Consider the following 22,199-nt stretch of genomic DNA (forward strand, 5'->3'; position numbering starts at 1 on the left):
TGGTATTCTTCTCATGAACCTCAATGCTGCGCGTGGAGATCAACATTGCGATTGTGCAACGCAATGGGAATGCCCATGCAGGATTGCCGACGCGCTCGGCCTCGGCCAGCGTACGTTGAACCGAAAATTCCAGGACTCACGCACGAGCCGCCGCAATCCTTCATCATGCGCCGCCGTGTCGAGCACGCGCGCACCCTGCTGGAATCGAGGACGCAGCCGATCAAGACTATCGCGCGCGCTGCCGGCTATGAGGATGAGAGCAGCTTCCGCAAGCTGGCACTGATGTCACGCAATCCTATCGTGCGCGACGGATGGAGCGGGCGGTGTGAGGCTGGTGCCGGTGGCATGACCGATGGACGCAGTCCGGTCGCGGCGCTTCGCTGGGCACAGCCTGTGCGCACCTACGATTCAACACAGTAGAGAAACCCCGCGCCACGGAGAGGCCATCAGCTTTCGTTCTGCATCTGACTCCAATTCGTTCTCGAAGAACAAATCAGAGCCGCAAAAACCAGGACGGAGCAATTCCTACTGATTGGTTTACTCCGTCGGAAATTCGGGATGCACCTTGGATAAACAGTCCTCGTAGGGCGGATTAGCCGAAGGCGTAATCCGCCTACTGCGTGCGACGCTCACGCACGTTCGCCAAAGTTACCATCCGCGTTGCTATCTCCTGCCCAATCCGCCGGAAACAGTCCGGCCTCGACATCTCGGTGAAATGACGAATGCGGCCAATCCAACACGCGGGTCACATATCCGCGCTTGACTGGGTTGATGTAGCAATACTCGATATGGCGTGCATAGTCGGTTTCGTCGCGGATGAGGTGCTCCCAGGACCTGTTCCCCATGAACTAAAGATGACGGATTACGCCTTCGGCTAATCCGCCCTACTCAGTCCAAGCCGAGTGCAACGTGGCAGAAGCTGGATTCCCGGCTCTGCGCCGCAACGCTCCGCGTTGCAGCTGGTCCGGGACACGACCGCGGCTACGCCTCCGCCTTCTGCCTTGTCACCAGCGCCTCGCCAAAGGCCTCGAACAGCTTGCGGTTGATCGGATTGTGCTGCGGGTCGTACTCCGCGTGCCATTGCACGCCGAGGGCAAAGCTCGGGGCTTCCGCGATGCGAATCGCCTCGATGGTGCCGTCCTCGGCGATGCCCTCGATCAGCACGCGCTTGCCGGGATCGAGAATGCCCTGTCCGTGCAGCGAATTGACCCGGATCTTCTCGCAGCCGAGAATCGTGGCGAAAGCGCCGCCGGGCGTCAGCTCGACGTCGTGGCGGTCGGCGAACACCACGGTCGGATCGGGATGGATCTCGCCGTTCTCGAGCCGGGGCATGCGGTGGTTCATGCGGCCGGGGATCTCGCGGATCTCGGGATGCAGCGAGCCGCCGAAGGCGACATTCATCTCCTGCAGGCCGCGGCAAATGCCGAACAGCGGAATGCCGCGGGCGACGCAGGCGACCGAGAGGGCCAGCGCGACCTCGTCGCGGTGGATGTCGTAGGGTTCGTGCTTCTCGCAGGGATCGACGTTGAAGCGGGTTGGGTGAACGTTGGCCCGGGCCCCGGTCAGGATGATGCCGTCGACGGTATCGAGCAGCGCCGGGATATCCGTGATGTCGGGGGCTCCAGCGAACATCAGCGGCAAGCCGCCGGAGACTTCGGCCACGGCGCGCAGGTTTCGCTCGCCAACCATCTGGACCTGAAATCGATTCTCGACGCGATAGGAATTCCCGATCACGCCGACGACCGGCTTTCTCATCTCTCGTTCCGCGCCTCCGGATAAGAAGATTCCCCGAACATGCCCCTCCGATGGAACAAATTCAACAGAGGGGATCGCGGGACGGCAATGCTATTTCCGCGCAAATGCCTCCCGGGCGTCCAACCCACCCTCGACGGGCAGGCCCGCGGCCTTCAGCGCAATTGCCGCTGTCTCGCCCGGCGCGGCCAGCCAGGGAAGCTTGGCCTCGATTCCGCGCGTCACGGGCTCCCCGAGCGCGCCTCCGAAGTCGATCGGCCAGAGCCCGTTGGGCACCACCTCGGCGGAGAAGCCGCGGATCGCATAGCCCTCGCCCAGGATTGCCTCTGCCTTGTCGCTGGCGACAAGGCGCGCGGTGTTGGGATCCCTGAGGTCGGCAAAGCTCACGAGCACGGGGATGAGCTCCCCCTGCACCGGGACAATGCCGGTCTGCCGGCTCATGTCCTTGAACGACACCCGGCTGCCGCGCGCGGCGCCATAGGCGCGGAGCGCCACATAGTTGATGTCGTCGAGGTCGAGCTTGGCGCCCTGCTGGTGCGCCAGCAACACCACGATGTTCTTGCCTTGGCCGAGATCGACGAACACGGCCTCCCCGCGCGTCGTGGTGCGGCCGCTGCGGTTATAGTTGCGATCGGGCACGACAGCGAGAATGGCCGACCCGGTCTTGATCCCGGCGGGCGTCGTCACCTCGACCGTCAGGCGGTATTTGTGGTCCGGCCTGTTGATCCGGATCTGGTCGCCGCCGACGAGCAAAGCCAACAGCCCGAGCAGACCCGCCCACTTGCTGATAATGCCCAAGCGCCCCTCACTTCCTTTCGCCACCGCTCTGCACCGTTCGCGCGGCAGCGTCAAACCGGCGCGTTGCCGCTCTTGATCGGAGGCGCGTTTGTCGAAAGAGTGCCCCCCATTGCAGCCACCAAAGACAGGATACGATGTGACCTTTCCCGCAGATGAACGATCCCGCTCCCGTGCCGACCTCGCGCGGGATCAGGCCTGGGCGATCGCGGTCGGAGGCATCGGCGTCGTGCTGTTCACCGCGCTGCTCGCCTTCACCTGGTATTTTGCCGCCACCCTGCTGCTGATCTTCACCGGCATGCTGCTCGGCCTCGGTCTCAACGCTCTGGTCAATGCGCTCGGCCGCCGGGTCCAGCTGCCTCACACGATCCGGCTTGCAATCGTCTGCGTCGCGCTCGCTTTGCTGCTCGCGGGCGTCGCCTATCTCGGCGGCGCTACCATTGCCGAACAGGCCTCGCTGCTGAGCAAGACCATCAAGTCGCAGATCACCAATGTCAGATCCCTGCTCGAGAGCCACGGCATCGACACCAGCTTCTTCGATCTCGGCAACGCTGCATCGGACCCCGCCGCCAACACCTCCTCGGAGGCAACGCCCGCGCCGGCAACTCCTTCGCGCGCTCCGCTGCCCAGTGCCGGCACGCTCGCCTCCAGCGGCGGGGCGATCGTGAGCCAGACATTCAAGCTGCTGCTCGGCACCATCCACGGCGTCGGCAACATCTTCATCGTACTGTTCCTGGGCCTGGCCTTCGCCGCCCAGCCCAGCGTCTATCATGACGGCCTGCTGTTCCTGGCACCGGCGCGGCACCGTACCCGTGTCGCCCTGGTCATCGATCGTATCGCTGAAACGCTCGAGCGCTGGCTGATCGCCCAGATCATCGTCATGATCGCGGTCGGTGCCGTAACCTGGATCGGACTTGCCGTCATCGGCATCCCCGGCGCGTTCATCCTAGGAATCCAGGCGGGCCTGCTCGCCTTCATCCCCACGGTGGGAGCCATCATCGCCGGCGTCATCGTGGTGCTGGCGAGCCTCGCCTCGGGCTGGATCCCCGCTTTGTCGGCATTTCTGCTGTTCATGGGCGTGCACGCGATGGAAAGCTACGTGCTGACGCCGATCCTGCAGCGCCAGGCACTCGACATCCCGCCGGCCACGCTGTTCGCGTTCCAGATCCTGCTCGGCGTCGTGTTCGGCATCTGGGGCCTGGCGCTGGCGCTGCCGCTGGTCGCGATCGCCAAGGTCATGATCGACCACGTCAAGACCTACGAGGCGTCGCCTCTCGCGGAGGCGGCCTAGAGCATGATCCGGCCCCGGAGGGCCGCGTTAGCGCAAAGTGTGGAGCGGTTTTCCGATCATGCTCCCGACATAAAGCCTCAGGTCGTCAGCACGGTCTCGGTGTGCTCGACCTCGGGGGGCGCGGCAAAATACTGGCCGACCAGGCCGCGCCATTCGGTGAAATTCTCCGAGCCGCGGAAGTCCACGGTGTGGTTCTCCAGCGTCGCCCATTTCACCATCAGCCGGTAACGCTGCGGCTTCTCGATCGACTTGTGCAGCTCGAAGCCGTGAAAGCCCTTGGAGCGGCCGAAAGCGGCCTTGGCCTTGGCAACGGCCGCCTCAAAGTCCTTCTCGCTGCCCGGCTTGACGTCGATTTGCGCGATCTCGGTGATCATCGGCTTTCCACCCTGTTTGTTCGATGCCCGTGTCTAGCGTAGCCGGCGCCAAAGAAAAAGGCGCCGAAACGGCGCCCTGCCCGGCCAAATTGCGGGTGCGTCAGGCGAACAGCAGGACGGTGCCCGTCACAATCAGCGCACAACCCGTGAACAACACGAACGGCCAGTAGCTGCGTTGCTGCGTGTAGCGCCCTTGCGCGCGGCGCTCGGTGATCAGCGCGCTCTCGTATTCGTCCGCGGTGGAGAACAGACAGGCGAAACCGCCGCGGGCCGAGGCAGCTTCGGCTTCGAGCGACATCAGGGCGGCTTGCGGATTCCGTCGACGGATCGATTCCATGACCACGATGGTAGGGATCGAATGGTAAACAGAGATTTACCGCAAGCCCGCCCTGCATTCTCACGCGGTGACCGGACGCGCCTGCGGTGCGCCGGTCCGCGCCGCGCTCTGGCGGCGCCAGTTCTCCAGCGACAGCGGCAGCTCCTCGGCCGCCTCGACGCGGTTGCGGCCGCCGCGCTTGGCCTGATAGAGCGCGGTATCGGCCGAGGCCAGCAACACCTCGAGCTCGGTGCCGGCCGGACCGCCGGCGACACCGATGCTGACGGTGGTATCGACCGGGCCTTCATCGACGACGACGCCGGAGGTCTCGAACGCCTCGCGCACGCGCTCGGCGACCAGCACGCCCTCCTCCAGCGAGCACGGCAACAGCGCGGCGAACTCCTCGCCGCCGATGCGGCCCGACAGGTCGGAGATGCGCAAATTGCTGACCACGACCGTCGAGAACAGCTTCAGCATCTCGTCGCCGGCGGGATGGCCGAAGCGGTCGTTGATCGATTTGAAATGGTCGATGTCGAAGATCATCACGGTCACCGGCCGCCCGGCCTTGGCCTCGCGCTCGATCACGCGCGCACAGGCCTCCGAGAAGCCGCGCCGGTTGAGCATGCCGGTCAAGGGATCGGTCGATGCCGCCGTTCGGTGCGCGGTGACGGTGCGTTCCGACACCAGCATGAAGATCACGAACACGGTACCGACGGCGTAGAGTATGAGCTCGACCGCGAACACGGTGACCCAGATGCTCGAGGAGAAGCCGGCATCATGCGGGCGCAGGAAGCTGCCGATCAGGATCGGCAGCATCAACACGCAGCCGTGCATCACCGGCATCACGAAGGCGGGCCAGCGCCGTTGCACGCTCTTGCGCCGTTCGGTCCAGAGCTCGCTCGCAGTCAGCGCCGCGTACACCGAGACGATGCCGGCACCGACGAGCATGCGCAGCATCGATGCCGCGGGATCGAGCAGCGTCGCAGCAGCGACCCAGGCGAGCGCGCCGAGCACGAGCCCCGGCCAGTTCGGGTTGCGGCCGTGGAAGACGCGCGCCGCGTTCCAGACCATGCCGCAGGCGACGAAACCAACGGCGTTCAGTGCAAGGTAAATGTGCGGCCCCAGCTTGTCGCCCGCCGCGGTCCATAGTGCGACGGAGGCGGCACCGAGCAGATAGGCGGTGCCCCACCATTTCAGCGCCGGGCTGTTCTCCTGCTTGCCGAAAAACACCATCATGGCGCCGAGCAGTGCGGCAACCATTGTGGCGACTAAATAGAGCGTGATGCTATCGAGCGACATCATGTCGGCCCCCTCTAGAACATAGCAGTTACGCGATCGGCCCAGCCGATTTGCGCGCCCTTCCGAAGGCGACGCTAGGTCTCGCGAGTTCCATTCAGGTTTTCGCCGGTCCCTAAGTTTTCGGGAAACACGCCATCAATTTGCATACAAACGAACAACAAAAAGGGCGCTGAAATCAACGCCCTTTTGCATCTCATTGAAGCCGCTTTCGCGGCGAATGCGACAAAAGCGATTAACGCTTCGAGAACTGGAAGGAGCGGCGGGCCTTGGCCTTGCCGTACTTCTTGCGCTCGACCACGCGCGAGTCGCGGGTGAGGAAGCCACCCTTTTTGAGCACGGAGCGCAGCTCCGGCTCGAAATAGGTGAGCGCCTTAGAGATGCCGTGACGGACCGCGCCGGCCTGGCCGGACAGGCCGCCGCCGGCGACGGTGCAGATCACGTCGTACTGGCCCGAACGCTGAGCCACGGAGAACGGCTGCTCGATCATCATGCGCAGCACGGGACGGGCGAAATAGACCTCGACCTCGCGCGAGTTGACGGTGACCTTGCCGGCGCCCGGCTTGATCCAGACGCGGGCGACCGCGTCCTTGCGCTTGCCGGTGGCGTAAGCGCGATTGAACTTGTCAACCTTCTTCTCGTGCTTGGGCGCCTCGGGCGCGGCCGCCGTCTTGAGCTGCGAGAGCTGGTCGAGCGACTGAATGGATTCGGCCATGTTATGCGGCCCTCGTGTTCTTGCGGTTCAACTTGGCGATATCGATCTTCTCGGGCTGCTGCGCCTCGTGCGGATGATCGGCGCCGCCGTAGACACGGAGGTTGCCCATCTGCACGCGGCCGAGCGGACCACGCGGGATCATGCGCTCGACGGCCTTCTCGAGCACGCGCTCGGGATGACGGCCTTCGAGGATCTGGCGCGCGGTGCGCTCCTTGACGTGGCCGACATAGCCGGTGTGCTTGTAGTAGGTCTTCTGCTCGCGCTTGCGACCGGTGAGGACCGCATGCTGCGCGTTGATGATGATGACGTTGTCGCCGCAATCGACGTGCGGGGTGTAGGTCGGGAGGTGCTTGCCGCGCAGGCGCATGGCGACGATGGTGGCGAGGCGGCCGACGACCAGACCCTTGGCGTCGATCAGCACCCACTTCTTCGTCACCTCAGCCGGCTTTGCCGAAAAGGTTTTCATGTCGGAGTTTCCGTGGACGGGAGATATCGGCGCGAACACCGCACCAGACTGCGCGCGGTTCTAGAGAAGAGCGGCGCAACGGTCAATGCCCCAGATCTGAAAATAGCTAAGCAAATTCAATAACTTAAAAATATGGTGCGATATTACCTGCAAAAAGCTCAAACGTTTGGAATGGAATAGGTCGAGGTGACATGGGCGATCGGATCGGGTGAGGTCCCGGACAAGAGGTTCACCTCCCCGACCGCAAGGCGCTTGCCGAGCTTGAGCAGCCGGGCCTCGGCCAGCACGTCCTGCCCGGGCTGGCCCTTGCGCAGGAAGTTGATGTTGAGATTGGTGGTGACGGCGAGCCCGATCGGCCCGATCGCGGACAGCAGCACCACGTACATCGCGAAATCCGCGAGCGCCATCAGCGTCGGCCCGGACACGGTTCCGCCGGGCCGCAACATCCGCTCGCTGTAGCGCTGGCGCAAGAGGCTGGTCTGGCCGTCCGCGCTCTCGATCGTGATGTCGTCACCGCTGAAGGCCTGGGGAAACTCATCACGGAGGAACCGCTCGAGCTCCGCCACGCTCATTTTCGCTAACGCCATGCCGTCCCCACCCTCGCTTCGCCTGCCCTGTTACATTAAGTTATCGGTGTCATCCAATTGCAATCATTTAGCGGAAATCGCGTCAATGTCCGTTCAGGCCGCCCGCGCCCCCACCCCGCAACCGCCGATCCTGCTGCGCGAGATCGTCGGCAGCGTCGCCGTGCTCACGCTGAACCGACCAGCCGCGCGCAACAGCCTTTCCGAGGCGATGATCGGACAGCTGCATGCGAGCCTCAACGCGATCGCGGAAGACAAGCACATCCGCGCGGCCGTCATCGCGGCCAACGGCCCCGCTTTTTCCGCGGGCCACGACATAAAGGAACTGACCGCGCGCCGCACCGATCCGGATCGGGGCCGGGCTTATTTTGCGCAGATCATGACGGCCTGCAGCGCGATGATGCAGGCGGTCGTGCATCTGCCGAAGCCCGTGGTCGCGGCCGTCCAGGGCATCGCGACCGCTGCCGGCTGCCAGCTCGTCGCCAGCTGCGATCTTGCGATCGCATCGGAGGAGGCGAAGTTCGCCACACCCGGCGTCGATATCGGCCTGTTCTGCTCGACCCCGATGGTGGCGCTGTCGCGCAACGTCCCGCGCAAGCAGGCCATGGAGATGCTGCTGACGGGCGAGCCTGTCACGGCCGAACGCGCCCGCGAGATCGGGCTCGTCAACCGTGTCGTTCCCGCCGGCACCGAACTCGGCGCCGCGATCGAGCTCGCGCAACAGGTCGCGTTGAAATCCGCCTACACGATCAAGCTCGGCAAGGAGGCCTTCTACCGCCAGGCCGAGATGAGCCTTGCAGACGCCTATCGCTATGCCGCAGAGGTGATGACCGAGAACATGATGGCGCGCGACGCCGAGGAAGGCATCGGCGCCTTCATCGAGAAGCGCGCGCCGACATGGCGGGATGAATGACCCCCGCCAACAAGAAAAGATAAGTGATGAACCACGACGCCTATCCCGACAATTACATCCGCGGCATCCTCAACAGCGTGAAATCGATCGCGATGGTCGGGGCCTCGCCGGTTAACGTGCGGCCGAGCTATTTCGCGTTCAAATACCTGATGCAGCGCGGCTACGACATGATCCCGGTCAATCCCGGCCATGTCGGCAAGGAGCTGCTCGGCAAGCCGTTCGTCGCGTCACTGTCGGACATCGGCCGTCCCGTCGACATGATCGACATCTTCCGCAACTCCAGCCACATCATGCCCGTCGTCGAGGAGGCGCTCACGCTCGACCCGCTGCCGAAGGTGATCTGGATGCAGCTCGGCGCGCGCGACGACGCGGCAGCGGCGAAAGCGGAATCAGTCGGGATCAAGGTGGTCATGAACCGCTGTCCCAAGATCGAATATGGCCGCCTGTCGTCAGAAATCTCCTGGATGGGCGTGAATTCGCGCACGCTCAGTTCCAAGCGCGCGCCGGTGCCGACGCAGGGCATGCGGCTGTCCCTCAATCGGATGAGTGTCGGCGGTGGCGACACCGCCGCATCGGACCGCGCCGCGAAGAACAAGAGCGAGCAAAGCTGACGCGATTGCGAAGGCTTCGTTTCGCAAACGCGACAATGCGCAGCACGATCGTTCCCAAAATGATTCCGATGTGACGCCGCGCCTTGACGGCGGGCACGGCGCCGATCAGCATGCCGCGCGAATTTCAGGCCACAAGAACAGGACGCCCAAATGAGCGATCGCCTTCCGGGATTTTCAACGCTCGCCGTGCATGCCGGTGCACAGCCCGACCCCACCACCGGCGCGCGCGCGACTCCGATATATCAAACGACCTCTTTCGTCTTCAACGATGCCGACCACGCCGCCTCGCTGTTCGGCCTGCAGGCGTTCGGCAACATCTATACCCGCATCGGCAATCCCACCAATGCGGTGCTGGAAGAACGCGTCGCCGCGCTCGAAGGCGGCACGGCCGCGCTCGCGGTCGCTTCCGGCCATGCCGCGCAGGTCGTGGTGCTGCAGCAGCTGCTTCAACCCGGCGACGAATTCATCGCCGCGCGAAAGCTCTATGGCGGCTCGATCAACCAGTTCACGCACGCCTTCAAGAGCTTTGGCTGGAACGTGGTGTGGGCCGATCCCGACGATATCGCGAGCTTCGAGCGTGCGGTGACGCCGCGCACGAAAGCGATCTTCATCGAGTCCATCGCCAACCCCGCCGGCAGCATCACCGACATCGAGGCGATCTCGACCGTGGCGCGCAAGGCGGGCGTGCCGCTGATCGTCGACAACACGCTAGCCTCGCCCTATCTGATCCGCCCGATCGATCATGGCGCTGACATCGTCGTGCACTCGCTGACGAAATTCCTGGGCGGCCACGGCAATTCCCTCGGCGGCATCATCGTCGATGCCGGCACCTTCGACTGGTCCACGGGCGGCAAGTACCCCATGCTCTCGGAGCCGCGCCCGGAATATCACGGCATCCGCCTCCAGGAGACGTTTGGCAATTTCGCCTTCGCAATCGCCTGCCGCGTGCTCGGCCTGCGCGACCTCGGCCCGGCGCTGTCGCCGTTCAACGCCTTCATGATCCTGACCGGCATCGAGACGCTGCCCCTGCGCATGCAGAAGCACTGCGACAATGCCAAGGCCGTTGCCGAATACCTCGCGGGACATCCGGCGGTGGCCTCGGTGAGCTATGCCGGGCTGCCGAGCGACAAGTACAATCAGCTCGCGCGCAAATACGCGCCGCGGGGCGCCGGCGCGGTGTTCACCTTCAGCCTGAAGGGCGGCTACGACGCCGGCGTCAGCCTGGTCTCGAAGCTGCAGCTGTTCTCGCACCTCGCCAATGTCGGCGACACCCGCTCGCTGGTGATCCATCCGGCCTCGACCACGCACAGCCAGCTCGACGATGCCGCCAAGATCAAGTCCGGCGCCGGCCCGGACGTGGTCCGGATCTCGGTCGGCATCGAGGACAAGGAGGACCTGATCGCGGATCTGGAACAGGCGCTGGGGGCGTAGCGCCTGGGAACGACGGCGGCCGTTTTGGCCGCCGCCGGTTAACCCTCATTAACCATATCTGCCCCATACGTCGTGCTTGGATCGCCCCTTTTGATTCGGAGCCGACGATGCTGCGCTGGATGGTGCCCGCCCTGGCTGTGATGCTGACGGCCTCGGCGGCCATTGCCGCCGATCTGCCGGCGACGCCGAAGCGGCGCGCGGCCGGGCCGCCGCAGGAACCACCTCAGGTCTATGTCGAAACCGATCCGGATGCGCTGATCTCGCCGGCCTACGGCATCGGCAGCTACATCCGCAACCTGCCGGGCACGCCGCTGCTGCCGGGCTCCCACACCTTGCCCGGCTATTACGGCCGCCCCTGGAGCTACGATTATCAGGGCGCCTATTACGGCGGGAAACAGGTCGATTATTTCTGGCGCCTGCCCTATGCGTGCGGCGTCTACGGCTATTGCTGATCAGCCGGGCTGATGGTGATCAGCCGGGCTGACCCACGGGGACCGCGCGCGGCTGCGCCTGCGCCGACTGCCGTGACGCCAGCCGCTCCACCTGCACCACTGCCAGCGTCAACACCACGATCGCAACCGCCTGATGGGTCAGCGCGAGATCGATCGGCACCTGGTTGAGCAGCGTGAGGATGCCGAGCACCGCCTGCACGCTCACCGCCGCGAACAGCCACAACGCGCCGCTCGCTGCCGCACCTGCACGCGAGCGCACCGCGTCGATCGCATGCAGCAGCGCCAGCACGATCAACACGTAGGCGGTCATGCGATGCTCGAACTGCACCGTCAGCACATTGTCGAACATGTTGCGCCACCACGGCGTCTCGAACCACAACCGTTCCGCCGAGGGGATGAGCGCCCCATCAATCTCAGGCCAGGTGTTGTAGGCCCGCCCGGCCCGCAGGCCCGCGACCAGCGCACCGAAATAGATCTGCACGAAGGTCACCACGAGCAGCACCGCGCTCGTGAACCGTAGCCGCGCGGACGCCGCGATCTGAGGTCGCTGCTCGAGCCGCCGCACCGTCCAGACGATACCGGCGAAGATCAGGAGCGCGAGCGAAAGATGCGTCGCCAGCCGATATTGCGACACCTCGGTGCGTTCCGTCAGGCCCGAAGCCACCATCCACCAGCCGACCGCGCCCTGGAGGCCGCCGAGCGCGAACAGCAGCCACAGCCTGCGCTTCAGCTCAATCGACAATCCGCCGCGCCAGAGGAAGAACAGGAACGGCAGCAGATAGGCGACGCCGATGAAACGGCCGAGCAGCCGGTGGCTCCACTCCCACCAGAAGATCGTCTTGAACTCGGACAGGCTCATGCCTGAATTGAGCTCGCGATATTGCGGGATCTTCTTGTAGGCCTCGAACGCCTCGGCCCATGCCGCTTCCGACAGCGGCGGAACACTGCCCGTGACCGGTTTCCATTCGACGATCGACAGGCCCGATTCCGTCAGCCGTGTCGCGCCGCCGACCAGCACCATCAACGCGATCAGCGCGGCCACACAGATAAGCCACCAGCGCACGGCGCGATGCGGCTCGGATGGGGCGGAATTCGTCGTCATTTCAAGGACAAAACCAAGCCCGTGGCGAAGAGACTTGAACCGGATTGCGTGCCCCTTATAGTCCCCCGCTCCCGCAGCGCAAGTAACGCGAAAGCCTTAAAGTTCCCGCCATGACGATCCGCACCCGCAAGTTCCTCGGCGCCATCCTGCTGCTGGTGCTGGCCACCGTTTGGGCCCTGCTCGGCATGGCGGTGGCGCAGATGCCGTGGATCGCCGAATCCGGCTGGCGGCAGGCGATCTACTACGTCGTGGTCGGCATGGGCTGGGTGCTGCCGGCGATGCCGATCGTGAGCTGGATGCAGCGGCCCGATCGCCTCAGGTCTGGCTCGTAGCGCTCCCGGTCGGCCGCACCGGCGCAAAGGCGGCGCCCGACACCAGCACGCGCAGCATCCGCAGCGAGCGCACGCGCCCGTCCCAGGAGATCCGCGGCAGCGCGCGCAAGTTCGTGCGTCCCTCCGCCTCCACGATGCCCGGGATCGTCGAGGCCGCGCTGGCGAAGCCCGCCTGCTCTGCCATCACGACGTGGCTGCGCCGGAACGAAGCGCGGTCGCCGAACGGATAGGCGAAATGCCTGATCTCGCGCTGGAAGGCCGATTCCGCCACGGCCTTGCCCATCGTCATCTCGCGCAGTGCGGCCGCGTCCTTCATGTTGGCCAGCATCGGATAGTTCACCGTTGCGCTGCCGATCGTCACGAGCGGATCGCCGGCGAGCCTGGCGAGGTCCTCCCAATCCATCGACGCCTCGCGCGAGAGCGCAGCGAGGTCGATCCGATAGCGCGTACAGAGATCGGCGATCGCTGCCGACACATCCGCCGGCGGCAGCGAGCGCAGCCAGCTCTCCAGATGCGAGAACAGCGCCTGCTTTCCGGCCTTGTCGGCCACCGTGAAGCGCTGCTCCTTCTCGCCCATCATCAGGTCGATGCGGCTCTCGCGCGCAATCACCTGCTCCAGCCCGAGCCACCAGGCCTCGCCGACCCCGTCGGGAAAAGCGGTCGGCACATAGATCGTGAATGGCACGGCGTGACGCGCCAGCACCGGATAGGCGAAGCTGATGAGATCCTTGCCGGCGCCATCGAAGGTCAGCGCCACGAAGCGCCGCTTCTCCGGCAGCGTCACCGCACGCCGGCAGACCTCGTCCATGCCGAGGAAATCGTAGTTCCACCGCTTCAGCGCGCGGATGGCGCGGTCGAGGAATTGTGCCGTGATCTCGTGCTCGCGCAGCGGCTGAAATCCGCGCCGCCGCGGCCGCACGTAGCGGAAGCGCAGGATGGCGCCGGCACCGCGACTACGCAGCGCGGCCTGGCCGGTGAACCAGGCCAGCTCGAGGCGCAGCCGTTCCAGCCATCTGTCGTCGGAAGCCAAAATCCCACCCTTCGCGCGCGCCGGCGGTCAGTTCCCTCGCCCAAGTCATTACCCTTTGTTGACCTTTGTTTGCAAAGGTCGGCCACGGGCCGAAGTACGTATTTTCGATTTCTCGACAGGTTTCGCGAATGACCATGGCTGCGGCGATGCAAAGCCGGACGGCAGAAGCGCCAGCGCGGTCGAGAGCGAGCCGTATCGCACAGGTCGACATCGTCACCGATCTCGCTGAGGCCGAGGCGGTCTGGCGCGGCTTCGAGGCCAGTGGCCATCTTTTCACGCCCTACCAGCGCTTCGATCTGCTCGATCCGTGGCAGCGGCTGGTCGGCGCCCGTGAAGGTGCCCGGCCGTTCATCGTGATCGCCCGCGACGCCGATCGCCGCCCGCTCCTGCTGCTGCCGCTCTCGCTGCGGCAGGGCCACGGCGTGCGCACCGCCGGCTTCATGGGCGGCAAGCACACCACCTTCAACATGGGCCTTTGGAACGCCGAGTTCGCAGCCGAGGCCGCCAGCGCCGATCTCGATGCACTGCTTGCGCCGCTCGGCGAGCACGCCGACGTGCTCGCACTGACACAGCAGCCCGAGCGCTGGCACGACCAGCAAAACCCGTTTGCAGCCCTGCCGCGGCAGCGCCCGATCAACGGCTGTCCGCGACTGGTGATGGAGCCGGACGGCCCGCCGGCATCGCGGATCAGCAATTCCCTCCGCCGCCGCCTCAAGAGCAAGGAGAAGAAGCTTCAGTCCCTCGCCGGCTACCGCTATCACCTGGCGACGTCGGACGCAGACGTCATTCGCCTGCTGGATTGGTTCTTCCGTGTCAAGCCGGCGCGGATGGCGGAGCAGAAGCTGCCGAACGTCTTCTCCGAACCCGGCGTCGAGCAATTCGTCCGCAGCGCCTGCCTCGCGCCGCGCGGCGAAGGTCACGTGATCGACATCCATGCGCTCGAATGCGACGAGGAGGTGATCGCGATCTTCGCCGGCGTCGCCGACGGCGAGCGCTTCTCGATGATGTTCAACACCTACACGATGTCCGAGCACGCCCGCTACAGCCCCGGCCTGATCCTGATGCGCTACATCATCGACCGCTACGGCGAGCGCGGCTACCGCTCGCTCGACCTCGGCATCGGCTCGGACGATTACAAGCGGATGTTCTGCAAGGACGACGAGGAGATCTTCGACAGCTTCGTGCCCCTGACCTCGCGCGGCAGGCTCGCGGCGATGGCGATGTCCTCGCTCAGCCACGGCAAGCGGCTGGTGAAGCAGAACCAGATGCTGTTCGACATGGCCCGCCGGCTGCGGCAGGCGTTCGGGTAAGACCTCTCCACCAGCGAGCCTTGCACCCTCCCCTGGAGGGCCCTGGAGGGGGAGGGTCGTTACGCATGCAGCGAAGCGAAATGCGTAACGGGGTGGGGTGACGGTCCCTCCACATCCAACAGTGCCCGAGTGGAGAGATCACCCCACCCCGCTCGCGCTGCGCGCGATCGACCCTCCCCCTCCAGGGGAGGGTAAGAGCAGCACCAATTTCACTCAGTCTCTCGAACGCCCGGCAGCGGCGTCCCTCACCTACGCCGCGACAACGCGCGGCGTCTCGGCGGCATCGGACGGCTGCACCGGCTTGCTCAGCATCGCCACCGCGCTGAAGCCGACGGCTCTCAGCTGCTCGCACATCTGCGCGCGCGCATCCGGTGCCATCGCGGCGTCGGGCACCACGACGGCGCGGGCATGCGCCGTCAACAGCTCGGCCGGAAGGTCGGAGGCGCTGCCGGCATCGATCAGCACGTGGTCGTAAGCCCGCAGCAGCGCGTCGATCGCGAGTGCGACGCGCGGCGATTGCAGCAGGCTGCGGTCGAAGCCGGGACGGCCGGCCATCACCAGATGCAGCCGCGACAGCTTGTCCCGGGTGATGACTTGCGCGAACGAGGCCTCGCCCTGCATCAGCTCGGCAAGGCCGGGAGCCTGCGCATCGGCGGAGACTGCGGCAATGGTCGGCGAGGAGGCGGCGAGATCGACCACGACGACGCGTGCATCGCGCGCCAGGTTCCGCGCCAGCGTCAGCGTCGACAGCGTGATGGCTTCGCCGGGCGCCGTGCCGAGCACCGTGACCTTCTTGGCCGCAGTGCCTGCGGCACGCAGTTCGTCGGCCAGACGTTCGATCTCGGCGAATTCGCTCGTATCCAAATCGGCCGTTATCTCCGGCTGCAGCGGCGCGGGCTCCGCCAACATCGGATCCAACATTGGTTCGCCGCCCCTGTCGACCACGGGTTCGATGGCCCGCTGAACGACCAGCGGCTCCTCGCGCACCGGCGCCGGCGCAGAGCTCATCGCCGCGCCCGGCGCGGTCTGTCGCAGCAGCTCGCCGGTGACGACGACGCCGGACGAGAGCAGCAGCGTTGCGATCGTCGCGATCAGCACGATCGGCAGCTTCTTCGGATAGGCCGGCGTGTTCGAGACGATGGCGCGCGAGATGATGCGGCCGTCGGTCGGCGCGGTGTCGATGGTCTCGCGGGTGTTGGCCTCGCGGTACTTGGCGAGATAGGTCTCGAGCAGATCGCGCTGCGCCTTGGCTTCCCGCTCCAGCGCGCGGAGCTGGACGTCCTGGCCGTTGGTGGAGGCCGCCTGCTTCTTGAGCTGCTCGAGACTCACGGTGAGGCCATCGACCCGGCCGCTGGCGATGCGGGCGTCGTTCTCGAGCGAGCGCGAGATCTTGGCGGCTTCATCGCGGATCTGATTGTCGAGGTCGCCGAGCTGCGCCTTCAGCTCCTTGATCCGGGGATGATTGCCGAGCAGCGTCGACGATTGCTCGGCGAGCTGGGCGCGCAGCGTGACCCTCTGCTCCGACAGCCGGCGCATCAATTCGGAGTTTACGACCTCGGATGCCTCGATCGGCTTGCCGCTCTGGAGCATCTCCTTGATCAGCCGTGCCTTGGATTCCGCATCCGCCTTCATCGAGCGCGCATTGTTGAGCTGGGTGTTGACCTCGCCCATCTGCTGGTTCGACAGCGTGGTGTTGTTGGTACCGATGAACAGGCTGGACTTTGAACGGAAGTCCTCGACCCTGGCTTCGGCGTCCGAGACCTTCTTGCGCAAACTCTCGATCTCGCCGGCCAGCCATTGACTGGCGTTCTTGGCCTGCTCCTGGCGCGCCCCCTGCTGCAGCACGAGATAGCCGTCTGCGATCGAGTTGGCGACGCGCGCGGCAAGCTCGGGATCGGCGGACTGGAATTCGACCACGATCACGCGCGACTTGTCGACGGCGTAGGCCTGAAGGCGTTCGTAATAGGAATCGAGCACGCGCTCTTCCGGCGTCATCGCGAACGGATCGCGGACGATGCCGACGAGCGCGGCAAGCGACTTGAGCGGCGAGATGCCCTGCAGCACCGGATCGAATTCGGGGCGCTCGGCGAGCTTGTTCTTCTTGATGATCTCGCGCGCCAGATCGCGCGATAGCACCAGCTGCACCTGGCTGGTGACGGCCTCGGCATCGAGCGCCTGCCGCTCCTCGGTGCGGTCGCTGTTCGGACGCAGGAACACGTTCTCGCGGCCGTCGATCAGAATCCGGGTTTCAGATTTGTAGCGCGGCGTGACGAGATTGACGATGGCGAGCGAGGCAACGAGCGCCAGCACCGTCGGCACGATGACCCAGCCGCGCTTGCGCGCCAGGGCCGCACCGAGCGCGTGCAGGTCGATGTCGCCGGATTCGACCTGCCCAGGCTTGGCGATGACGGGAGCGGACTTCGCTGCGGGCTTCGCTTCGATCTTGGCCTCAACCTTGGCTTCGATCTTCTCGGCCTTCGCTTCGCGCTTTTCAGCCTTCGTTTCGCTCTTGGGCGCAGCTTCGCCTTTGGACTTCGCGACGGCCCGCGCGATCACAGCCTTTTCCTTGCCGGCACGCCAGAACGCTAAACGCATCGAACACTCCCGCAGGGCAACGCTGCGACTCTACCTCAACCGGGGCGATTACACTCCATTAAGGTTGCCGCTGGGTTAATCGCCACGACACGCGCCTTGCGCGCGCCGAGCCGTCACCGTTTGTTAACCACGAGGCCCCTTAATCCATCTCGATTATTTCGTGAGAATTGTTCGGCAGTCGCCGTCGAGCTGGTTTTGATCATGCCCCCCTCTCCCGACCGGCCGCTTCGCATCCTTCACGCCGTGCGCGCTCCGGTCGGCGGGATCTTCCGCCACATCCTCGACGTCGCCAACGGCCAGGTCGACCGCGGCCATCATGTCGGCATCCTCGCCGACAGCCTCACCGGCGGCGAGCGCGCCGACAAGGCGCTGACCGAGCTTGCGCCGCGCCTGAAGCTCGGCGTCCACCGCATGGCGATCCGCCGCGAGCCGTCGCCCGACGACGTCCTGGTATGGCTCCGCATGCGGCGGCTCATCGCCACGCTCAAGCCCGACGTGCTGCACGGCCACGGCGCCAAGGCCGGTGCTTTCATCCGCATGCGGCGGCGCTCGGACGACACGATCCGGATCTACACCCCGCATGGCGGCTCGCTGCACTATCCGCTCAACACCTTCAAGGGCGAATTCTACGCACGGCTCGAACGCGCGCTGATGGACTCGACGGACCTGTTTCTGTTCGAGAGCGCCTTTGCCCGCGACACCTATCAGCGCATCGTCGGCACGCCCAAGGGCGTGGTGCACTGCGTTTTCAATGGCGTGACGCCGGAGGAATTCGAGCCGGTCGTCACCGCCGAGGATGCGACCGACCTCTGCTATGTCGGCGAGTTCAGGCACATCAAGGGCGCCGACCTGCTGGTCGATGCTGTGGCGCGCCTGCACGAGGGCGGCAAGAAGGTGACGCTCACGCTCGGCGGCGACGGCGAGGAGACGGCCGCGCTGAAAGCACAGGTCGATCGGCTCGGCCTGGCGAGCGCCATCCGCTTCATCGGTCACGTCAAGGCGCGCTACGGCTTCTCCAAGGGGCGGCTGCTCGTCGTCCCCTCGCGCGGCGATTCCATGCCTTACGTCGTGATCGAGGCCGGCGCCGCGGGCATTCCGATGATCGCATCCAAGATCGGCGGCATTCCCGAGATCCTGGGCGTCGACAGCCCCGCGCTGTTCGCGCCCAGCGATCCCGAGGCCATGGCGGAGGCGATCGCCGCAGCGCTGGACGATCCGCAAACGACCGCGCAACGCGCACTCTCCTTGCGCGAGCGTATCTCGGCGCACTTCTCGCAAGCCGCGATGGTCGAGGGCGTGCTCGCCGGCTATCGCGACGCATTTGCCAATCATTAACCATCCTTAAGCCAGCTTTAGAAAATCTTCCGATTTGTTCGATAATCGAAGCGCCAGGGGATGCTTGCCCGGGCGCGTAAGGCCGTGCCGCGGGTCTGGAATGGACGTGAACGCCCGTGGAACCGCTCAACGCACGCTCGATGCTCGATGCCGCGGCCAGCGCTGCGGCAAAGCCTGCTGACCAGCCCTTCGTGGAGCGCCGTCGCCGGCTCTCGCCTGCCGCGCTCGAAGTCGTCAACCAGAAGGTCGCCCGCGCCTATTCGCCGATCGTGATCGCCGGCTTCGTGCGCCTTGCCGATTTCGCGCTGCTGAGCCTCGTCGGCATCGCAATCTATCTCGGCTACGTCATGCCGCTCGCGGGGGCGTTCAGCTGGATCTATCCGGCCGAGGTCATCGCCGTCGCCATCGCCGCCGTGGTCTGCTTCCAGGCCGCCGACATCTACCAGGTGCAGCTGTTCCGTGGTCAGCTCCGGCAAATGACGCGGATGATCTCGTCCTGGTCGTTCGTCTTCCTGCTCTTCATCGGCATCTCCTTCTTCGCCAAGTTCGGCAGCGAAATCTCGCGGCTGTGGCTCGCCGCCTTCTACTTCCTCGGACTCGCCGCGTTGATTGCCGAGCGCCTGGTGCTGCGCGCGCTGGTCCGCGCCTGGGCGCGCCAGGGCCGGCTCGACCGCCGCACCATCATCGTCGGATCCGACAGCAACGGCGAGGAACTGGTCGAGGCGCTGAAGGCGCAGGAGGATTCCGACATCCACGTGCTCGGCGTGTTCGACGACCGCAACGACAGCCGCGCGCTCGACACCTGCGCCGGCGCGCGCAAGCTCGGCAAGGTCGACGACATCGTCGAGTTCGCCCGCCGCACCCGCGTCGACCTCGTGCTGTTCGCGCTGCCGATCTCGGCGGAGACGCGCATCCTGGAGATGCTGAAGAAGCTCTGGGTGCTGCCGGTCGATATCCGCCTCTCCGCGCACACCAACAAGCTGCGCTTCCGGCCCCGCTCCTATTCCTATCTCGGCGAGGTGCCGACGCTCGACGTGTTCGAGGCGCCGATCACCGATTGGGACCTGGTGATGAAATGGCTGTTCGACCGTATTGTCGGCAGCCTTGCGCTGCTCGCAGCCCTGCCGGTGATGGCGTTGGTTGCGCTCGCCGTGAAGCTCGACAGCCCCGGCCCGGTGCTGTTCCGACAGAAGCGGTTCGGCTTCAACAACGAGCGCATCGACGTCTACAAGTTCCGCTCGATGTACCACCATCAGGCCGACCCGACCGCCTCGAAGGTGGTGACCAAGAACGATCCGCGCGTCACCCGCGTCGGCCGCTTCATCCGCAAGACCAGCCTGGACGAACTGCCGCAGCTCTTCAACGTGGTGTTTTCAGGCAATCTGTCGCTGGTCGGCCCGCGCCCGCATGCGGTGCAGGGCAAGCTGCAGAGCCGGCTGTTCGACGAAGCCGTGGACGGCTATTTCGCCCGCCACCGCGTCAAGCCGGGCATCACCGGTTGGGCCCAGATCAACGGCTGGCGCGGCGAGATCGACAACGAAGAGAAGATCCAGAAGCGCGTCGAGTTCGACCTCTATTACATCGAGAACTGGTCGGTGCTGTTCGACCTCGTCATTCTCCTGAAGACGCCGATCTCGCTGCTGACCAAGAACGAGAACGCGTATTGAGTTGAGTTTTTCTGTCATGGCCCGCGAAGGCTGGGCGATGACGGCGTTGTGCGGCGTGCGAGTAGCGTGAGCGTGTGATGGCGTATGCGGCGACAGCCGGTGGAGTGAACGCAGCCGCAACGGCCGCGCCCGGCGTGCTGGCGTTGCAGCGCGCGCTGGTGTGGCTGGTCGGCGCCTCTGGCGCCATCGTCTTCATCGAGCCGAGCCCTTACGAGATCGCGACGCTGCTCGCGACCGTCGCCTTTTTCGCCACCGGCCTGCGCCTGCGTCTCGTGCTGATGCCGCTGCTGTTGATGCTGATCCTGCTCAATGTCGGCTACACCATCAGCGCGATTCCGCTGTACGAGCGGACGGAGGTGGTGAGCTGGATCGCGACCTCCTGGTACATGGCGGTGACCGTATTGTTCTTCGCCATGGTCATCTCCGAGGACACCGAGGCCCGGCTCGACATGCTGCGCCGCGGCCTCGTGGTCGGCGCGATGATTGCCGCGCTCCTGGCGATCGCCGGCTACTTCCACCTGGTTCCCGGCGGCAACGACCTCTTGACGCTCTACGGCCGCGCGCGCGGCACCTTCAAGGACCCGAACGTGCTCGGCGCCTACCTGATTTTGCCGGCGCTGTTCGCGCTTCAGAGCGTGGTCTCCGATAAATTGGCCAAGGCATTCCGCAACGTCATCGCCTTCGGCATCATGTCGCTGGCGATCCTGCTCGCCTTCTCGCGTGCGGCCTGGGGCGGCCTGGTGCTGACCTCCGCCTTCATGCTGGCGCTGATGGTGCTGACCAGCCGCACCAATGCGCAACGTTCGCGCATCGTCATCATGGCGATCGTCGCCGCGGTGCTCGGCCTCGCGCTGATCGCCGTGCTGCTGTCGCTCGACTCCACGGCGGAGATGTTCAAGCAGCGCGCGAGCTTCGGCCAGAGCTATGACGAAGGCCGCTTCGGCCGGTTCGGCCGGCACATCCTGGGTGCGGAGATGGCGCTCGATCTGCCGTTCGGCATCGGTCCACTGCAATTCAACCGCTACTTCCCCGAGGACACCCACAACTCCTACCTCAACGCCTTCATGTCCGGCGGCTGGCTCTCCGGCGCGTGCTATCCCGCGCTGGTCTTCACCACCGTCATCATGGGTTTCCGCCACGTCTTCATCCGTGTGCCGTGGCAGCGCGCCTACCTCGCGGTCTTTTCCGCCTTCCTCGGCACCGTCGGCGAAAGCTTCGTGATCGACACCGACCACTGGCGGCACTTCTGGATGATGCTGGGTGCTGTGTGGGGCATGATCGCGGCCGCGCAGGTCTACAAGGCTAGGATTGGTGAGGACGCTTCTTCAGCTTGAGCTCGGGCCGCTTCTCCGGAGGCGTATCGAGCAACCCCTTCAGCGCCTCGGTTGCTGCCAGCACACCCTTGTAAGCCTCATTGGCAAAGCGCAGCAGCAAGCGCAGTTCCTCGTCGGAATAGACACCGAAGACCTTCTCCATCGCCTGCTGCATCGGCACGTAGAATTGGCCGAGCATTGCGATCGCCTCGGGCACGACCGCGATGAACACCTTGCGACGGTCCTTCTCGTCGCGCTCGCGGCGCACGAGGCCAGCCTTCTCGAGCCGGTCGACGACGCCGGTGATCGCACCGGTCGTCAGGCCCGTAACCTCGGAGAGCCTCCCTGCGGTGACGCGCCCCTCGAGATACAGGATGTCCATGCATTCGAGGTCGGAATTGGCAATTCCGGCAACGTTGGCAACGGTCTGTCCGTAGAGCACGCCCTGCGCGGACGACCTGCGCATGGCATCCTCGAGCTCCTGCAGCAGCGCAGCGCGCGCCTTCGTCCTTGACAAGG

The 22,199-nt window shown here is 65.3% G+C and carries 23 protein-coding genes and 1 pseudogene; 11 read left to right on the forward strand and 13 right to left on the reverse strand.

Annotation, left to right across the window (positions count from 1 at the left end):
- Nucleotides 1-165: 165 nt before the first annotated feature.
- Entirely contained in the window at nt 166-420 is a 255-nt protein-coding gene (locus tag ACVWYQ_RS06550) for a hypothetical protein (RefSeq protein WP_404540817.1), read from the forward strand.
- A 209-nt stretch (nt 421-629) separates the two neighbouring features.
- On the opposite strand, the pseudogene ACVWYQ_RS06555 reads toward ACVWYQ_RS06550, so the two are convergent.
- The 3 genes and pseudogenes from ACVWYQ_RS06555 to ACVWYQ_RS06565 all read right to left on the reverse strand — a co-directional run.
- Nucleotides 630-836 (reverse strand): annotated as a pseudogene (locus tag ACVWYQ_RS06555) (REP-associated tyrosine transposase); the annotation flags it as partial.
- Nucleotides 837-981: 145 nt separating this feature from the next.
- The gene (locus tag ACVWYQ_RS06560; RefSeq protein ID WP_036025392.1) at nt 982-1,755 is read right to left on the reverse strand and encodes a gamma-glutamyl-gamma-aminobutyrate hydrolase family protein; all 774 of its coding nucleotides are present in this window, start codon (nt 1,753-1,755) and stop codon (nt 982-984) included.
- A 90-nt stretch (nt 1,756-1,845) separates the two neighbouring features.
- Nucleotides 1,846-2,550 carry a hypothetical protein gene (locus ACVWYQ_RS06565; RefSeq protein WP_404540815.1) on the reverse strand — a complete coding sequence of 235 codons (705 nt, stop codon included), beginning with the start codon at nt 2,548-2,550 and terminating at the stop codon, nt 1,846-1,848.
- A gap of 136 nt (nt 2,551-2,686) precedes the next feature.
- Between ACVWYQ_RS06565 and ACVWYQ_RS06570 the strand changes: the two genes are divergently transcribed.
- Nucleotides 2,687-3,838 (forward strand): AI-2E family transporter, encoded by a 1,152-nt coding sequence (locus tag ACVWYQ_RS06570; RefSeq protein WP_404540813.1) that lies wholly within the window; start codon nt 2,687-2,689, stop codon nt 3,836-3,838.
- A gap of 77 nt (nt 3,839-3,915) precedes the next feature.
- Here the strand turns inward: ACVWYQ_RS06570 and ACVWYQ_RS06575 are convergent, their stop codons facing one another.
- The 6 genes from ACVWYQ_RS06575 to ACVWYQ_RS06600 all read right to left on the reverse strand — a co-directional run bounded on the left by ACVWYQ_RS06575 (nt 3,916) and on the right by ACVWYQ_RS06600 (nt 7,592).
- A complete protein-coding gene (locus tag ACVWYQ_RS06575) occupies nt 3,916-4,212 on the reverse strand; it encodes an antibiotic biosynthesis monooxygenase family protein (protein WP_025036647.1) in 297 nt (98 codons plus the stop codon).
- Between the two features lie 100 nt (nt 4,213-4,312).
- Complete coding sequence (locus ACVWYQ_RS06580) at nt 4,313-4,549, reverse strand: hypothetical protein (protein ID WP_157283526.1); 237 nt, start codon at nt 4,547-4,549, stop codon at nt 4,313-4,315.
- 60 nt (nt 4,550-4,609) lie between these two features.
- Nucleotides 4,610-5,830 carry a GGDEF domain-containing protein gene (locus tag ACVWYQ_RS06585; protein WP_157283525.1) on the reverse strand — a complete coding sequence of 407 codons (1,221 nt, stop codon included), beginning with the start codon at nt 5,828-5,830 and terminating at the stop codon, nt 4,610-4,612.
- Nucleotides 5,831-6,059: 229 nt separating this feature from the next.
- Entirely contained in the window at nt 6,060-6,539 is a 480-nt protein-coding gene (gene rpsI, locus ACVWYQ_RS06590; protein ID WP_018642439.1) for a 30S ribosomal protein S9, read from the reverse strand.
- A 1-nt stretch (nt 6,540) separates the two neighbouring features.
- Nucleotides 6,541-7,005 (reverse strand): 50S ribosomal protein L13, encoded by a 465-nt coding sequence (gene rplM, locus ACVWYQ_RS06595; protein ID WP_018642440.1) that lies wholly within the window; start codon nt 7,003-7,005, stop codon nt 6,541-6,543.
- Between the two features lie 158 nt (nt 7,006-7,163).
- Nucleotides 7,164-7,592 carry a PaaI family thioesterase gene (locus ACVWYQ_RS06600; protein ID WP_024341189.1) on the reverse strand — a complete coding sequence of 143 codons (429 nt, stop codon included), beginning with the start codon at nt 7,590-7,592 and terminating at the stop codon, nt 7,164-7,166.
- Nucleotides 7,593-7,677: 85 nt separating this feature from the next.
- On the opposite strand from ACVWYQ_RS06600, the gene ACVWYQ_RS06605 reads away from it, so the two are divergent.
- The 4 genes from ACVWYQ_RS06605 (at nt 7,678) to ACVWYQ_RS06620 (ending at nt 10,996) form a co-directional block, all read left to right on the forward strand.
- Nucleotides 7,678-8,502, forward strand: a complete 825-nt coding sequence (locus ACVWYQ_RS06605) for an enoyl-CoA hydratase (RefSeq protein WP_404540809.1) — start codon at nt 7,678-7,680, stop codon at nt 8,500-8,502.
- A 26-nt stretch (nt 8,503-8,528) separates the two neighbouring features.
- Entirely contained in the window at nt 8,529-9,113 is a 585-nt protein-coding gene (locus ACVWYQ_RS06610) for a CoA-binding protein (RefSeq protein WP_157283523.1), read from the forward strand.
- Nucleotides 9,114-9,263: 150 nt separating this feature from the next.
- A complete protein-coding gene (locus ACVWYQ_RS06615) occupies nt 9,264-10,544 on the forward strand; it encodes an O-acetylhomoserine aminocarboxypropyltransferase (RefSeq protein WP_157283522.1) in 1,281 nt (426 codons plus the stop codon).
- Nucleotides 10,545-10,651: 107 nt separating this feature from the next.
- The gene (locus ACVWYQ_RS06620; protein ID WP_271538049.1) at nt 10,652-10,996 is read left to right on the forward strand and encodes a hypothetical protein; all 345 of its coding nucleotides are present in this window, start codon (nt 10,652-10,654) and stop codon (nt 10,994-10,996) included.
- Between the two features lie 19 nt (nt 10,997-11,015).
- Here the strand turns inward: ACVWYQ_RS06620 and ACVWYQ_RS06625 are convergent, their stop codons facing one another.
- On the reverse strand, nt 11,016-12,098 hold the full coding sequence (locus ACVWYQ_RS06625; RefSeq protein ID WP_271538050.1) for a COX15/CtaA family protein: 1,083 nt from the start codon (nt 12,096-12,098) through the stop codon (nt 11,016-11,018).
- Between the two features lie 110 nt (nt 12,099-12,208).
- On the opposite strand from ACVWYQ_RS06625, the gene ACVWYQ_RS06630 reads away from it, so the two are divergent.
- Nucleotides 12,209-12,430 carry a DUF2842 domain-containing protein gene (locus ACVWYQ_RS06630; protein WP_225156946.1) on the forward strand — a complete coding sequence of 74 codons (222 nt, stop codon included), beginning with the start codon at nt 12,209-12,211 and terminating at the stop codon, nt 12,428-12,430.
- On the opposite strand, the gene ACVWYQ_RS06635 is transcribed toward ACVWYQ_RS06630, so the two are convergent.
- Entirely contained in the window at nt 12,414-13,460 is a 1,047-nt protein-coding gene (locus ACVWYQ_RS06635) for a polysaccharide deacetylase family protein (RefSeq protein ID WP_271538051.1), read from the reverse strand. The two genes, ACVWYQ_RS06630 and ACVWYQ_RS06635, sit on opposite strands and share 17 nt — an antisense overlap.
- A gap of 128 nt (nt 13,461-13,588) precedes the next feature.
- On the opposite strand from ACVWYQ_RS06635, the gene ACVWYQ_RS06640 reads away from it, so the two are divergent.
- The gene (locus ACVWYQ_RS06640) at nt 13,589-14,770 is read left to right on the forward strand and encodes a GNAT family N-acetyltransferase (protein ID WP_271538052.1); all 1,182 of its coding nucleotides are present in this window, start codon (nt 13,589-13,591) and stop codon (nt 14,768-14,770) included.
- A 249-nt stretch (nt 14,771-15,019) separates the two neighbouring features.
- On the opposite strand, the gene ACVWYQ_RS06645 is transcribed toward ACVWYQ_RS06640, so the two are convergent.
- Nucleotides 15,020-17,365, reverse strand: a complete 2,346-nt coding sequence (locus ACVWYQ_RS06645; RefSeq protein WP_456725530.1) for a GumC family protein — start codon at nt 17,363-17,365, stop codon at nt 15,020-15,022.
- Nucleotides 17,366-17,566: 201 nt separating this feature from the next.
- On the opposite strand from ACVWYQ_RS06645, the gene ACVWYQ_RS06650 reads away from it, so the two are divergent.
- From ACVWYQ_RS06650 to ACVWYQ_RS06660, 3 genes are all read left to right on the forward strand, one after another.
- A complete protein-coding gene (locus ACVWYQ_RS06650; protein ID WP_456725531.1) occupies nt 17,567-18,700 on the forward strand; it encodes a glycosyltransferase family 4 protein in 1,134 nt (377 codons plus the stop codon).
- A 116-nt stretch (nt 18,701-18,816) separates the two neighbouring features.
- Nucleotides 18,817-20,367, forward strand: a complete 1,551-nt coding sequence (locus ACVWYQ_RS06655; protein WP_456725532.1) for an undecaprenyl-phosphate glucose phosphotransferase — start codon at nt 18,817-18,819, stop codon at nt 20,365-20,367.
- 77 nt (nt 20,368-20,444) lie between these two features.
- Nucleotides 20,445-21,701: an O-antigen ligase family protein gene (locus tag ACVWYQ_RS06660; RefSeq protein ID WP_456725533.1), complete on the forward strand. Its 1,257-nt coding sequence runs from the start codon at nt 20,445-20,447 to the stop codon at nt 21,699-21,701.
- Here ACVWYQ_RS06660 and ACVWYQ_RS06665 read toward each other — a convergent pair.
- A complete protein-coding gene (locus tag ACVWYQ_RS06665; protein WP_456727125.1) occupies nt 21,670-22,146 on the reverse strand; it encodes a MarR family winged helix-turn-helix transcriptional regulator in 477 nt (158 codons plus the stop codon). The genes ACVWYQ_RS06660 and ACVWYQ_RS06665 overlap by 32 nt on opposite strands.
- Nucleotides 22,147-22,199: the final 53 nt, after the last annotated feature.

It is taken from the genome of Bradyrhizobium sp. USDA 3397 (assembly GCF_054060965.1).